The following is a 13,517-nucleotide window of genomic DNA, read 5'->3' on the forward strand; positions in this document are numbered from 1 at the left end:
CCCATGCGCATACGGATAAACGAGATAGCGGCCGAAATCTGCCCGGGGGCCTCTCTGGCCTCCCTGGCCGAACAATGGAAGCCGGGGGCGGATGTGCTGATCCGCAACGGCTTTCCGGCTCCGCCCGAGACGATGGTCCGGGATGGCGACGAGGTCTACCTGATCAAACGGGGGGAGCGGCCGACGGCGGAGGAGTTGCAGCGGCTCATGGCGGCCCGCCATACCCCGGGGGTCCATGCCCGGCTGCAGGCGGCCGTGGTCGGCATCGCCGGTGTCGGCGGGCTCGGTTCGGCGGTGGCCGTGGCCCTGGCCCGGACCGGCGTCGGCAGGATCGTGATCGCCGACTTCGACGTGGTGGAGCCGTCCAACCTCAATCGGCAGCAGTACTTCATCGACCAGGTGGGCCAGCCCAAGACGGCCGCCCTGGCCGACAACCTGGCCCGCATCAATCCCGCTGTCACGGTGGAACCGCACCAGGTCATGCTGGGCCCCGCCACCATCCCGACGATTTTCGCGCCGTGCGCCGTTGTGGTCGAGGCCTTCGACCGGGCCGACATGAAGGCCATGCTGGTGGAGACGCTCCTCGGCAGCCTGCCCTCCGTCACGGTGGTGGCCGCCTCGGGGGTGGCGGGGTATGGTCCCAACAACGCCATCGCCACCCGGCGGGCAGCCTCCCGGCTCTACCTCGTGGGGGACGGCGCATCCGAGGCCCGGCCCGGGTGCGGCCTGATGGCCCCGCGGGTCGGCATCGCGGCCGGGCACCAGGCCAACCAGGTGCTCCGCATCATTCTCGGCGAGGAGGGGATCTGATGGCCCGTGACAAGAAACCGGCCGTCGCCGTGGCCATGAGCGGCGGCGTGGATTCATCGGTCACCGCCGCCCTGCTGCAACGCCAGGGCTTCGAAGTGTTCGGCATTACCATGCGCCTCTTCGCACCGTCCGGCACGGGCGTCGGTTCGGCCGCCCACGATGCCGCCACCGTGGCCCGGCACCTGGGGATCCCCCACCACGTGATCGACCTCGAACCGGATTTCCGCCACCTGATCATCCAGGATTTCATCGACGAGTACCGGTGCGGCCGCACCCCCAATCCCTGCGTGCGCTGCAACCGCTTCGTCAAGTTCGGCCTGTTGCTGGAACAGGCGCGCGCGGCGGGGGCGGACCTTCTGGCCACCGGCCACTACGTCAGGAAAACCGTCGACGGCGCCGGCGTCTGCCACCTGCGCCAGGCGCGCTGCATCGGCAAGGACCAGTCCTACTTCCTCTACGCCCTCTCCCAGGAGCAGCTGGCACGGGTGCTCTTTCCGCTGGGCGAGATGGAGAGCAAGGAGGAGGTGCGCCGCCTGGCCCGCGAGTTTGCCCTGCCGGTGGCCGACAAGGGGGACAGCCAGGAGGTATGTTTCATCCCCGGCGACGATTACGCGGCGTTTCTGGAAGAAAGCGGCGGCCTGGCGGGAACGCCGGGGGACATCGTTCATGTGGGAGGACAGGTCATCGGCCGCCACCGCGGGACGCACCGCTATACCGTGGGGCAGCGCAAGGGGCTGGGAATCGCCTGGAGCAGGCCCCTGTACGTAACGGCCATCGACGCCGGGCGCAATGTCGTGGTGGTGGGGGAAGAGGAGTATCTGGCCGCTGCCGGCCTGCTTGCGGGAGATGTGGGGTGGATCGTCCCCCCGGATGGCGGGGAATTTGAAACGGCCTGCAAGATCCGCTATCGCCATCAGCCGGTGGGGTGCCGGGTCAGGGTGCTGCCGGAAGGCGGGTGCGAGGTGCGCTTCCATGAACCGCAGCGGGCGATCACTCCGGGGCAGTCCGTGGTCTTTTACCGGGGCGACGAGGTGCTGGGGGGCGGAAAAATAGTGGGGGCGGTGACCGCCTGACCACGGTGAAAAAGAAACGGTCCAACCGCCGGCCCGGAAAGCCATCCCCCCGGCCGGTGGTCACGGTTTGCCATCACCCCTGGGGTGCGCCGATCTGATCCCAGGTGGGATTTTCATCGGGCTTGCGGATCTTGAACTCCAGGTACTGGGCCGCCATCTTGAGCTTCTCCGTGGCTGCCGCCGATTTTGAGAAAACCTCCAGCGATTCCAGGACCCGCTCCGCGGCAAGCCGGCTGGAAAGCCCCCTCCCCTCGACCATGCTCCGGATGTGGCTGAGGACGGCCTTCTGCTCCTCCGCGGTATCGAGCCTCTCGGGACCGGTAAGGAAGAGCAGGTAGCGGGCCATGTTCCGCAGGTCGTCCACCAGGCGCTTCTCGTTGAGCAGCGACTCCATCACCGTGGCGATGCTCCCCTTTTCGGCGTAGTTAAGATTCTTGTTTTCGGCGTAACTGGTGAGATAATCGAGGGCCACGGCCCGGTTCCGGGCGTCCTGCAGCTTGAAGATCAGGATGTTGGCGGCCAGCAGCTTGAGCGCGTCGTTCTCTTCCGGGAGAAAGAAGCAGTGGAGCATGAGGGAGATCTTCTCCCGTGCGGCTTCGCTGAGGGTCTCCGTATCCAGCTTTGCCCTGATCTGCTCCAGCAGTTCACGTTTGTCGGTATACTCGCCATACATGATCCTGATGATGAGCGCGCGGACCTCGGTCTCGTCGCTCACCCCCCACAACTCTTCGGCCGCGGCGATGATGCGGCGGCAAATCCTCTTGAGTTTCTCCTCCTTGGGCAATTCATCGTTGTTCCAGTAATCCGGGTAGATGTCCATGACCGTATCGGCTTCTTCGGGGTTCCGGGCCTTTTCCAGCACAAACTTGAAATAGCCGAGCATCTTGAGCTGGAACGTCTTGCCACCGTCATTCAGGGGACGCAGCAGGTCCTCGAGAAAGGTCATATTCAGGCCCGAAGCGCCGCTGCACAGGTAGCGGTATATCCCCTCGGCCTTCTCGACCTGCTTTTCGATGTACTTCTGCCGCAGGGCTTCGCCGAGGTTGGTGGACTGCACCTTCTTGAAAAAAACGCTCAGCAGGTTGGAGGCGTGGTGTTTGATGTTATAATCTGCATCGTCGGACAGGACGATGTCCAGGCAGGCGTCGAAGATCTTGACCTGTTCGCGCTCGTCTTGCGATGAATCGATGTAGGCTTCCAGAATGGCGATGATCTCGGCCATGTGGGTCCGATTCCTGCTGTTGAGCAGGGTCATGAAGGTGTCCCGCAGGCTGCTGGAATCGATGATGCCGAAAAGGAACCGTATCGCCGCATTGCGATGGGTCCCTCCCTTGGTGTCCATCGTCTTGAGCAGCTTGAGGATGCTTTCGGCCGGATCGGAAACCCAGCCGGGGAGCAGGTCCTCCAGCAGGATCTCGGCCTTTCTCCGCACCCGTGCATCCAGGTCGTAGACGAAATATTTGGCGACCTCAATCTTAAACTCGTGGCTGCCGGGCGAGGCGGCAATGATCTCGAAAGCGGTGGCCTTGTCCTTGGCGGAAAGTTTGGCGATATCCTTCTTGGCCTTGGATGCATCGTTGATTTTTATGTAAAAATTGACTATGTCTTTAACCGAGACTTCGGCATCAAAGGCCATGACCGACCACCTTCCACAAAGATTTGCAGAATTATATACTTAATAGCCATCCGAGCGCAACCACCAGATTGGCTGGCCCCGCGGGGCGGCCACCGGGTCCGGCCGGGCTGAAAGGAACCCGCATGCATGTCATCCTCCCCGCCATCATCCTGCTGCTGACAACCGCCGCTTCCGCCGGCGCCGGCGGCAAAAGCGTCACCTTTTTCTCCGACGGCGCGGTCGTGGAGCTGACGGGCGCCGCCGTCAAGGGGGTCGTCGAGATTCCCCTGCCGGCCGGCATGCTGGAAGGCACCTTGCGGATCAGACCCGAGAACGGCACCGGCATTCAGCGCGTCGATACGGTGCCGCTACGCCGGGACACCAGTGGGGCAAAGGAATTGGATGCCCTGGTCGAGCAGCGCAACCGCCTGGAAGACCGGCTGAGGGCCCTGGCGATGCGCGAAGAGATCTTCAAGTCCGCAGCCAAGTCCCAGAGCGGCAAGGCACCCCGCAAGACCAAATCGAACCCGGACCCGATGCAGTCGATCCGCCAGGGGACCGACTTCGCCATCGCACAACTGGAAACGGTTTATACGGCCCGGCGCAGGGCGGAGTTGGAAATCCGGCGCATCGACGCCCGGATCGCAGCCGTACGGAAGGGAGGGACAGGGGGAGAGCGCGTGGCCCGGGTGACCGTTTCTCCGAGGAACGGACGGATCACGGCCCGCTTTGCCCTTGGCAGGACCGGTTGGACGCCCTGCTACGACATCCGCAGCACTACGGGGGGGAGCGCCCTGGTCACGCTCTACGGCCAGGTGCCCGCGTTTTCCGCCGGCTACCAGATCCGCGTATCCCCCACATCCCTGGCGGGCGCCGGCGCGGGACGGGGCGGCGTGCTGCCGGCCGCGGGACAACGCATCCGACTGGCGGAATACCGGATGGCCACCGAAGCGGAATACTTCGGCGCCGGGCCGCTCCCATCCTTTGACTTCACGCTGAGAAACGCGACCGGGGCCGATCTGCCGGCGGGCGAGGCGGCCCTCTACCGGGCCGGGGAATATTGGGGCACCGTCAGATTTGCCGGCATCTCATCGGGGCGCAGCGCACGGATCACCTCGAAGGCGGCGCCCTGAAAACAAGGCCGGCCCCGCTGTCGCGAGGCCGGCCTTGTTTCGCTGCCGCTGGATGAGCCCCCGGCTACTTCAGCAGGATCTCAACCTTGGCGGTCTTGCGGAGTTCCGTCAGGAAATCGCCCACCGCGGCGTTGACCTTCTGGTTCTTCAGGTAGTCGTCTATCCGGGGGCGGGCCGCGCTGAACGGTACGGTTTCGGCCTTGGTCTTTTCCGTCTGTTTGATGATGTGGTAGCCGAACTGGGTTTCGACCACATCGCTTATCTCACCCGTCTTGAGGGCGAACGCGGCCTGCTCGAACGACGGCACCATCTGGCCCCTGCCGAAGAAGCCCAGGTCCCCCCCTGCTTGCTGCTGGGGCAGGATGAGTTCTCCCGGGCCAGGGTGGCGAAGTCGGCGCCGCCGGCCAACTCCTTGCGCAATTTTTCCGCCTTTTCCCGGGCCTTTTTCTTTTCCTCGGCACTCGCCTTGGTATCGATGCCGCACAGGATGTGGCTGGCCCTCACCTTCTCCTCCTGCCGGAATTTATCCATGTTCTGATCGTAAAACTTCTTGCTTTCCTCTTCGCTGACCGCCACCTTGGGGACAATGGTCGAAGCGACGAAATTGGCGATGATCAGATCCCTGCGGGTATACTCCCGAAGGTCCTTCTCCGTCATGTCAAGTTCCTGGATGGCCTTGGCAAAGTCCGCCTCGCTGGCGAAGCGCGCCTTCCCCTGGGCGATCCTGGCGTCCACCTGCTGGTCGAGATCCTTGATCTCCAGCTTCTTGGCCGACTGGTAGAGCAGTTCGGCGGAAACGAGCTGATCCGCCACCCGCAGGTTCAGTTCCTTCTGCTCGTCTGCGGACAACTGCCGGCCCGGCTGGTTGGCCAGTATGACCTTCTGGGCCCGTTTCAGTTCGACGACCGGGATTTCCGTGCCGTTGACCCGGGCGACCGGCCCCTGAAGCTGGGCGGCGGCGGGAGGCGGTGTGGTTTTCGCTTCCGGCTCCGCGGCCGAAGCAGAGATGGCGAACAGGCAGAATGCCGCGATCAGGGGCAGCGATCTGCATGTAACGGTGCAGAGTGTGCGCATGGGCGAATCTCCTTCTTGAAGGTGGAATGACGCTTTTATATAACACGCTTTACGGGCCAGTCAAAGACAAACATGTTTTTGACATTTTGCCCCTTTTCGAGTACATTCACACCGCTCATTAAATTCCGAACAGCCCGGCGCGAAGCGGCCGCAATGCGCATCAGGAGGATACACCATATGAAGAAGGTCCTTGTCGTTGACGACAGCCTTTCCGTAGCCCGACAGCTTGAGAAGATCATTTCTGAATCTGGCGAATTCACGTGCGTCGGACATGCCAAGAACGGCGCCGAGGCCATCAAGATGAATCATGCCGAGGACCCGGACATCATCTGCATGGACATGAACATGCCCGGCATGGACGGCCTGACCGCCCTGCGCAGCCTGTCGATGCTGGACAGGGAGGTCAAGGTGGTCATGGTCACCTCCCTGGGCGGCGTCGGCGACAAGTTTACCGAAGCGCTCAAGCTGGGTGCCAAGAATGTCATCTCAAAACCGTTCGAGGCCGACGACGTCCTGAAGATACTTCGGGATCTCTGATTTTCAGCACCAATAAACTCACGATACAAGGGGATATGTGCATGGCCGTCAAATTTTTCGGGCAATTTCTGGTGGAAAAGGGGATCGTTTCACGGGAAGCCCTGCTCAAGGCGATTGAACTGCAGGAACAGAAAAACCTCAAATTTGGCGAGATGGCCCTGGCGATGGGCTACGTAACCCCGGACGACATCGAACGCGCCCACCATGCGCAGCTCTCCCGCGACATAAAGCTGGGGGACCTGCTGGTGGAGATCGGTATCCTGACCCTGACCCAACTGAACGAGGTCATCACCCGCCAGAAGAACAACCACCTCTACATCGGCGAGGCGCTGGTGCTCGTCGGCGCCCTCTCCAACGAACAGTTGCAGCAGCACCTGGACGAATTCAAGGCCGACCAGGCGCCGTACATCTCCGAGCGGGTCGAACTCCCCGCCGGCATCCCCAATCCCGAACTATGGGAAATGGCCGCGGACCTGACCTACAAGATGATTACCCGCATTCTCGGGCTCCCCTTCAGGGCCGGGAAATGCCAGACCGTCACCACGGTGGACGCCAACTTCGTCATGGCGGCCATGGATCTGTCCGGCGATCAGGATGCCCGCTTCATCATCTCGGTTTCCCGGGAACTTCAGAAAGCTGTGGCCAGGGCGATCCTGCGCGAGGCAACGGTGGATGACGAACCGCAGGAGGTCCTCGAAGACACCGTGATGGAATTCGTCAACGTGGTGTGCGGCAACATCGCCGCCAAGGCGTCCCAGGCCGGCAGGATCGTCAACATCAATCCCCCGGTCACCATCCGGCCCGACGCCGGAGGGGTGGCCGTGCCGGCGGGCCATACCGGCCTCTGCTTCCCGATCCTGGTCGGGGCCGGCGAAACCATGCAACTGGTGCTCTTCGTCAAGAACTGACGGCAGCACACCCACCGAAGCCGTACGAAAAGGGCGCCCTGCGAAGGGGCGCCCTTTTTTGCATGCCGGCGCGGCGGCCTATGCACCCAGAATCCGTTGCGCCTCCGGCGAATATCCCCCCTGCTCATCACGGAGAATGAGCGGCGGCAGGACTACCGTATCCCCTTTCCTCCCCTTGGCGAGCCGCGCCAGAAACATGGTTGCCGGGGCAGCGGCGCAATCGTGCACCATGCGGAGCCCGAGCAGCGCAAGCTTGAGCTCCCCGGCGCCGCACACGAACTCCGCCAGCCGGGAGGGGTGGCTGATGAAACAGATGGCTCCCGACGGCTTTACCAGATACTTGGCAACGGACAGGAAATCGTACAGGCCGGCGCTCGACTCGTGGCGAGCCAGGTCCCGGCCGGCGCGCGGGCTGATGCGGCCGCTGCCCGGTTTGCGGTAGGGGGGGTTGGCGGTCACCAGATCAAACGACGAAACCGGAAACCTCCCGCGCAGGGAAAGAATATCGTCGCAGACGATCCCGATCCGTTCCCGGAGGCCGTTGTGGGCCACATTGCGCATGGCCAGCCCGGCCGCAGCCTCCTGGAACTCCACTCCCACCAGGGAGGCGCCGGGCGCCTTCCGGGCAAGAACGAGGGGGATGATGCCGCAGCCGGTGCCGAGATCCATGATCCGGCCGGCGGAAGCGGCTTCGGCGAAATCGCACAGCAGAAGCGGATCGAGGGAAAAACGGTAGCCATCCTTCGGCTGGTGGATCCGCAGGTCGTAGGCGCGGAGTTCGTCGGTGGTTTCGTCGGTCGCGCGCTCCATGTCACTCGGTGCGTTACAGAAGCTCAAATGCGTTCGCCACTCACCACCCCCTGTTTTCTTCGCACCTGCCACTCCCGGCCAAACAGGATGGCGAAGAAGACGAATGAGGCCAATGTCAGGTATTTGCCCGTTTCAAAGGGGACGGAATAGAACGAGAACACGACCGTATGCTCTCCGGCGGGCACATAAACACCCCTGAGGATGTGGTCCGTCGGCAGGATTGCCGCGCGCTTGCCGTCGACCTCGGCCCGCCAGCTTTTATAGTATTTCTCGCTGAGGACAAGCAGCGTGTTTTCCGAGGCCTTGGTTTTCACCACAATCCGGTTCGGCCCATAGGACTCGAGGCTCGCGCTGCCCATGGCGGGCCGCGGACCGTAGGGTGCCATGGGGAGAGCGGGGGCCGACTCGACCAGGGCGATCGCCGCAGGCTTGAAATTGGGATCCGAATTCATGATGGCAAGACGCTGCTGCGGTTCGTTCACCACCGCCACTGAAGGTACGAGCCAAGCTTTCGGCAGGACCGTCTTGTTCTCCAGTACGACATCGCCCGTGGAGGCGGATCTGAAGACCGGCATGAACTTTTCGGAAAGCGACGCTTTCTGGGATTCATACTCGGAGCCGGGCATAACAAGATACTTCAGGCTCATTATGTCAGACATCCCCCCCTGCAACGATAAACTATCCAGGTATTCCTTGTAACGTCGCTCGCTGACGGTCACATAGGCAGATATGTTGGGGAGGCCGTAGTCGGAGTAGTAGAAAGAATCCCGTCCCAACGCCTGCATCCGGTAGGTGCCGATGTTCTTCTCCAGAAAGCCGATCACATCGTTTTTCGCCTGTTTCCTGTCCGCTGCCGGCGGAGGGCAGAGGACAAAAAACTTGTCGTTGACCCGCCACAGGTCCACCAGCAAGAGGGCCAAGAGGCCCGCAAGCAGATACTTTGCCGGCAACCGCCGGAAAAACCAGGCCACTAACAGGACAAGATAGACACACAACACGCCCACGGCAAACCACGTCTCGCGGATCATGTTGGCGTACCTCTCGCCGATGAGCGATGGGTCGTTCTGGTATCGGGTCGGCTGGTTTATAAACCCCTCGGTCCAGGAAAGCACCGTTTGCGGCCCCAGTTGCAGGAACAGCGCCAGGAGGATCAGCGCGCAGGCAAAGCCGCCAAGGCCGATCAGCCAGCCGCGCAGCCTCTTTCGTTCCTCCCCTTTCTCCGACAGCAGGTCGAGCCCGCGTGCCATGAGTACCGACGCCGCAAAGGCAAAAATGAAGAGTATCATCTTCGGGACGCGGAAGGTGGCAAAGCCCGGCAGATGATCGTACATGAAACGATAGACAAAGGTGTACTTTCCGAGAGCCATGACCAGCGTCATACCCATGAAAAAGGTGAAGGTCCAGGTATACCGGTCGCGGCGGAAGGCCAGCAACAGGGGGATTATGAGCCAGGGGAGGAGCCCCAGGTAGTCGTTGGTCTGGGTAAAGTGCATCCTGCCCCAATAGAACACCTGCCCCGGCTTCGGCACATCTCCGGCCTCCTGCCGCGAATACCCCACCAGCCCGGGGACGTAGAATGTCAGTATCTCTTCGGGGGGCATGGACCAACTCATCCCTTCCTCGCGGTTCATCCCCCCGCCCCCGCCGCCGCCACTCACCACCGCACCGCTCCGTTCAGACTGTTGCGACCAACTGACCAGAGGGACGAAGGACATGCCAATGGTGGTGAAGAAGAGGATCACCATAACCAGGGCGAGCAGGACGTCCTTGCCAAGGCCTTTGCGCAGATAGCTCTTTTGGTCCTGCACATATTCGGCACCGGCGTGAAAAACCCAGTAAGCACCCGCAGCAAGACAGGAGTAGAAGGAAATCTGCCAGTGCATGTTGAAGAATTGCAGGGCCAGCATGAGGGCGGTCAGGGCGTAATTGAAGAGACGGCCGTTGCGCAGGGCTCTTTCCAGGAAGAAGAGGACCCAGGGGAACCAACTGATGGTCTCGATTTTCTGGATATGCCCCGCATTGATGAGAGAGGCGTTTTCCGTACAGAGCGCAAAGAGAAGCCCGGCGGCAAAGGAGCTGAAACGGCTGACGCCGATCAGGCGGCAATAGCAGTAGGTGCCCGCCCCGCCCCACAGGAGTGAGATGACCGCCAGCCAGGCGATGCTGGTCGGGAAGGGGAGAAAATGGAGGATCAGATAGCGATGGAGCAGGAGGCCTATGGCATTGGCCCCCCCTTCCAGCGTTCTTCCGCCGTCATTCAAAGGGTCCCACGCGGCCCGGAACAGCACCGGGATCCCCTGGATATACTGCAGGAGCGTCTGATCCTTGTTCTGCTTGGCCGTCCAGAAAAACTGGGTGATGACGTCGGAAGCCCTGATGATCTGGTCCGTAAACAGGAGGCGGCTGCAAAAAAGGACGACTATCCCCCCCATCAGGGCAATCCAGAACCAATCTTTTTCCAACAACAGGTCCAAACGTTTCTTTTCCACGACTACTCCTTTAGGGAATGGTGTCTTCCGGTGGCGCCAGACTTCGCCACCACATCCAGATAAATCTCGTCCAGCCTCTCCATCATGCTCTCGGGAGTGAACCGGGCAAAAAACTGCTTCCCGCTTCTGACCAGCCGCTCGGACAGTTCGCGGTCGGTCAGGCAGGTGACGATCCGCTCCGCCAGGAGGGCCGTATCGGCGAGGGGAAAGATAAAACCGGTCTTCCGGTCCTCCACCACCTCCGGCATCCCCCCCACGTCGGCCAGGATCGGCGGCACCCCCGCCATGGTCGCCTCGGCGGAAACGAGGGAGAGCGCCTCGATCTCGGAAGGGAGAACCAGGGCCTTCGCCTTCCCGTACTCCCGGTACACGTCCGCCCGCGGCATGCCGAAGACGAATTCCACCGGCAACCCGCGGCTCAGAAACCTGGCCAAGGCCCGGGCGTACCAGTAATCTCTTCCGATCACCCGGAGCCGGGCGGTCGGCACGCGTCTCAGCACCAGGGGTAGTGCCCGCAGGAGCCGGGGCAGCCCCTTCCTGAAGAAGTCCCCTCCGACGAACAGGATCAGATCTTCACGCTCTTCCCAGGCTCTCTCCTCCATCTCGCCGTAATCGAGGCCAAAATAGAAGGAAAGATACTTGTTGGGATGGTCGTAGATATCGTACATGAATCTGCCGTGCAGAATCATCGCGTCGATATGCCGGAAAAGATAATGGTACTTGATCCGGCGGTACTTCTGTAACAGGAAGCGCAGGGGGAAATCGAGACAGAAGAAGTGATAGTACCTGATCCAGTAATAATCGTGGGCATCCACAACCAGCGGGCAGCGGAGCTTTCGTGCCACGCTCGGGGAGAGATGCTTCAGATCGGAACAGTGGGCGATGTCCCACTCCTCCTCCAGGTCCCGTTCCGACTCGTAAACCCTTACCTGATGCCGCTTTTGCAGTTCCCGGACCAGAATTTCCTCATAGGTCCCCGCACCGGTCAGGGAAGAGGCGCGTTTTAAAATCAGCAGCACTTTCACCGGGCATTCCCTCCGACGCGGTGAAACTTGGGATGAAGGCGGATTATGGAGAAAAGGCCCAGCCGCCGCAGGGTGTTCTTCACCGAGATGAGAACCGCCTTGAAACAGAACCAAAAGCACGCCTTGGGCCGGGCATACCCCTGGCGGACCGCCGCCCTGAACACCTCTTTCAGGCCGGCCAGATAGCGGGTATCGCTCTCCCCGCCGTAGCGCATGTTCGCCAGCACCCGTTCGATGTAGTGGAACGTGCCTTTTGTGGTGTAAATGCGTAAGAGCAGATCGTAATCCATGGCGACCCGAAAGCTCGTGTCGAACCCGCCGACCCGCCGGTAGGCCCGGGCCGTAACGAAGGTGGCGGGATGATTGAGCGGCATCTCGTGCCAGATATTTTTGGCGACGTCCGACGGTTTGAGCAGGAAAAGCGGGATATCGCCCTGAAACCGGAGCATGTCGCCGTGGAACACATCGCACTCGGGATGCGCTGCGGCGCTCTCGGCAACCGCCTGCAGCGCACCGGGCGCGTAGGAGTCATCCGAATTGAGGATGCCGACGACGTCACCCGTCGCCATCCCTATCCCTTTGTTGAACGCATCGGCTATCCCCTTATCCGGTTCCGAGATCCAGCGGACCCGGTCATCGGCCGCCGCATGCCGTTTGATAATGTCCAGCGTGCCGTCGGTGGAACCGCCATCCACCACGATGTATTCGAGACAGGGACCATCCTGGGAAAGGACGCTGGTGATCGTCTCATCCAGGTACGTTTTGCTGTTATACGTTATCGTGATAATCGAAAACTTCAAAAGGTTCTCCCGTTTCTGGCGGTACGATGCGCCGACAGTGCGCCTCGCGATCGTGCCATGAAATCAGATGAGTACGTGATCTATCGCTTCCTGCACCTCGCCGACGCTGATCGTGTCGATATCGAGGCTGGACCGCACGCGGTACCGCTCGCACAGGGCGTCGAAATCCGCCGGGGACGACCTGATCGGCTCGGGATAAACGTAGAGCGCCTTGCCGTAAACCGCCGCCGGATAGGGAGAGAACCGGCCCAACTGGTTGCCGTTGGATATGCAGACAACCCTTGTGCCGACCGCCGCCGCCATGTGCACGGCGCTCGTTTCATTGGCAACGAGGAGAGCCGCGCCGGAAATAAGCCGCGCAAGTTCGGAGAGCGACGTTTTGCCGGCCAAATCCACAACCTTCGCGGTTTTCGCCTGTGCCGTGATCCGGGCCGCCAATCCCTTTTCTCCCGGGCTCCCGGCGACGATGGCCGTCAAACCATACCGGGCCGTCACATAATCGGCCACCCTTGCGAAGTTACCGGCGCCCCACTGCCTGAACTCCTCGCCGGCGCCGGGGAAGAGCACGGCGTAGCGCCCCTCGGGGATGTGCCTCCCCGAAGCGCCCCCGCACTCCAGCACCGGCTTCCCCAGCTCCAGGGGTACGCCGAGCAGGGCCTCGAAGAATTCACGGTTCCGGTAAAACTCGAAGAGCGTCTTCCCGCCCGCCGGAATCAGACGGGTGTAAAAGGAATCCGACAGCCGCTTCTGCCAGCCCCTCATGTTGGTGGTGTCGCCGCTACTGCCAACCCGCTCGCGCGCACCGCATACCTTGACGACAGAGTCCCCCCAGTAGAAGATCCGCGAGTATGCCGGGTGGATGGCCGTTTCAAATCCCCGCCCGCTGATGTCCCTGACCAGCCGGAAGCGGTAGGTGAGATTATAGCGAAACCGGTTCCTGTCGATCCAGATGAAATCGTCGATAACATCGCTGTCCAGGCTTTCGGCCAACTCCCGGTAAATCGTATTCCCGCACAGGGTGATCCTGTACCCCCGGAACCTGTCGCTCGTCTTCAGCAGCCGAATGAAGTTCCTGACGAGAATATAGTCACCGATGGCATCAAGATGCACCACCAGCAGGGTCTGGGGCCGGAGCTGCCCCTCCCTTGCGGCAACGCTGTCCACAAGGGAAAGCAGCGTGGTCTGGACAAGATGCTTCAAATTTCGCAGCAAAGGTATGAGCACGTTTCCGCCGTCCCCCGTC

General features: G+C 61.7%; 11 protein-coding genes and 1 pseudogene. 5 read left to right on the plus strand and 7 right to left on the minus strand.

The annotated features are described in order from the left end of the window. The first annotated feature begins 3 nt into the window (after nt 1-3). Nucleotides 4-810, plus strand: coding sequence for a sulfur carrier protein ThiS adenylyltransferase ThiF (thiF, locus tag FO488_RS13740; protein WP_149211083.1), 807 nt, complete (start codon nt 4-6; stop codon nt 808-810). Next, on the plus strand, nt 810-1,883 hold the full coding sequence (gene mnmA, locus FO488_RS13745; RefSeq protein WP_149211084.1) for a tRNA 2-thiouridine(34) synthase MnmA: 1,074 nt from the start codon (nt 810-812) through the stop codon (nt 1,881-1,883). Before thiF ends, mnmA begins: the two co-directional genes overlap by 1 nt. A 73-nt stretch (nt 1,884-1,956) precedes the next feature. Here the strand turns inward: mnmA and FO488_RS13750 are convergent, their stop codons facing one another. Next, nucleotides 1,957-3,519 carry a hypothetical protein gene (locus tag FO488_RS13750; RefSeq protein WP_149211085.1) on the minus strand — a complete coding sequence of 521 codons (1,563 nt, stop codon included), beginning with the start codon at nt 3,517-3,519 and terminating at the stop codon, nt 1,957-1,959. 122 nt (nt 3,520-3,641) lie between these two features. Between FO488_RS13750 and FO488_RS13755 the strand changes: the two genes are divergently transcribed. After that, nucleotides 3,642-4,631: a hypothetical protein gene (locus tag FO488_RS13755; protein ID WP_149211086.1), complete on the plus strand. Its 990-nt coding sequence runs from the start codon at nt 3,642-3,644 to the stop codon at nt 4,629-4,631. A 162-nt stretch (nt 4,632-4,793) separates the two neighbouring features. Here FO488_RS13755 and FO488_RS13760 read toward each other — a convergent pair. Further along, nucleotides 4,794-5,705: pseudogene (locus tag FO488_RS13760) on the minus strand (peptidylprolyl isomerase); the annotation flags it as partial. Nucleotides 5,706-5,882: 177 nt separating this feature from the next. On the opposite strand from FO488_RS13760, the gene FO488_RS13765 reads away from it, so the two are divergent. Both FO488_RS13765 and FO488_RS13770 read left to right on the plus strand, forming a co-directional pair. Then, nucleotides 5,883-6,242: a response regulator gene (locus FO488_RS13765; RefSeq protein WP_149211087.1), complete on the plus strand. Its 360-nt coding sequence runs from the start codon at nt 5,883-5,885 to the stop codon at nt 6,240-6,242. A gap of 41 nt (nt 6,243-6,283) precedes the next feature. Beyond that, on the plus strand, nt 6,284-7,150 hold the full coding sequence (locus FO488_RS13770) for a chemotaxis protein CheX (RefSeq protein ID WP_149211088.1): 867 nt from the start codon (nt 6,284-6,286) through the stop codon (nt 7,148-7,150). Nucleotides 7,151-7,228: 78 nt separating this feature from the next. On the opposite strand, the gene FO488_RS13775 is transcribed toward FO488_RS13770, so the two are convergent. The 5 genes from FO488_RS13775 to FO488_RS13795 all read right to left on the minus strand — a co-directional run bounded on the left by FO488_RS13775 (nt 7,229) and on the right by FO488_RS13795 (nt 13,474). After that, complete coding sequence (locus FO488_RS13775) at nt 7,229-7,960, minus strand: tRNA1(Val) (adenine(37)-N6)-methyltransferase (protein ID WP_149211089.1); 732 nt, start codon at nt 7,958-7,960, stop codon at nt 7,229-7,231. Between the two features lie 23 nt (nt 7,961-7,983). After that, complete coding sequence (locus FO488_RS13780) at nt 7,984-10,449, minus strand: hypothetical protein (RefSeq protein WP_240731937.1); 2,466 nt, start codon at nt 10,447-10,449, stop codon at nt 7,984-7,986. A 2-nt stretch (nt 10,450-10,451) separates the two neighbouring features. Next, a complete protein-coding gene (locus tag FO488_RS13785; protein ID WP_149211090.1) occupies nt 10,452-11,474 on the minus strand; it encodes a glycosyltransferase family 4 protein in 1,023 nt (340 codons plus the stop codon). Further along, complete coding sequence (locus tag FO488_RS13790; protein ID WP_168206043.1) at nt 11,471-12,274, minus strand: glycosyltransferase family 2 protein; 804 nt, start codon at nt 12,272-12,274, stop codon at nt 11,471-11,473. The genes FO488_RS13785 and FO488_RS13790 overlap by 4 nt, the downstream gene beginning before the upstream one ends. A gap of 63 nt (nt 12,275-12,337) precedes the next feature. Further along, nucleotides 12,338-13,474 carry a glycosyltransferase family 9 protein gene (locus FO488_RS13795; RefSeq protein WP_149211092.1) on the minus strand — a complete coding sequence of 379 codons (1,137 nt, stop codon included), beginning with the start codon at nt 13,472-13,474 and terminating at the stop codon, nt 12,338-12,340. Nucleotides 13,475-13,517 lie beyond the last annotated feature (43 nt).

The organism is Geobacter sp. FeAm09, from assembly GCF_008330225.1.
GTDB lineage: Bacteria > Desulfobacterota > Desulfuromonadia > Geobacterales > Pseudopelobacteraceae > Oryzomonas.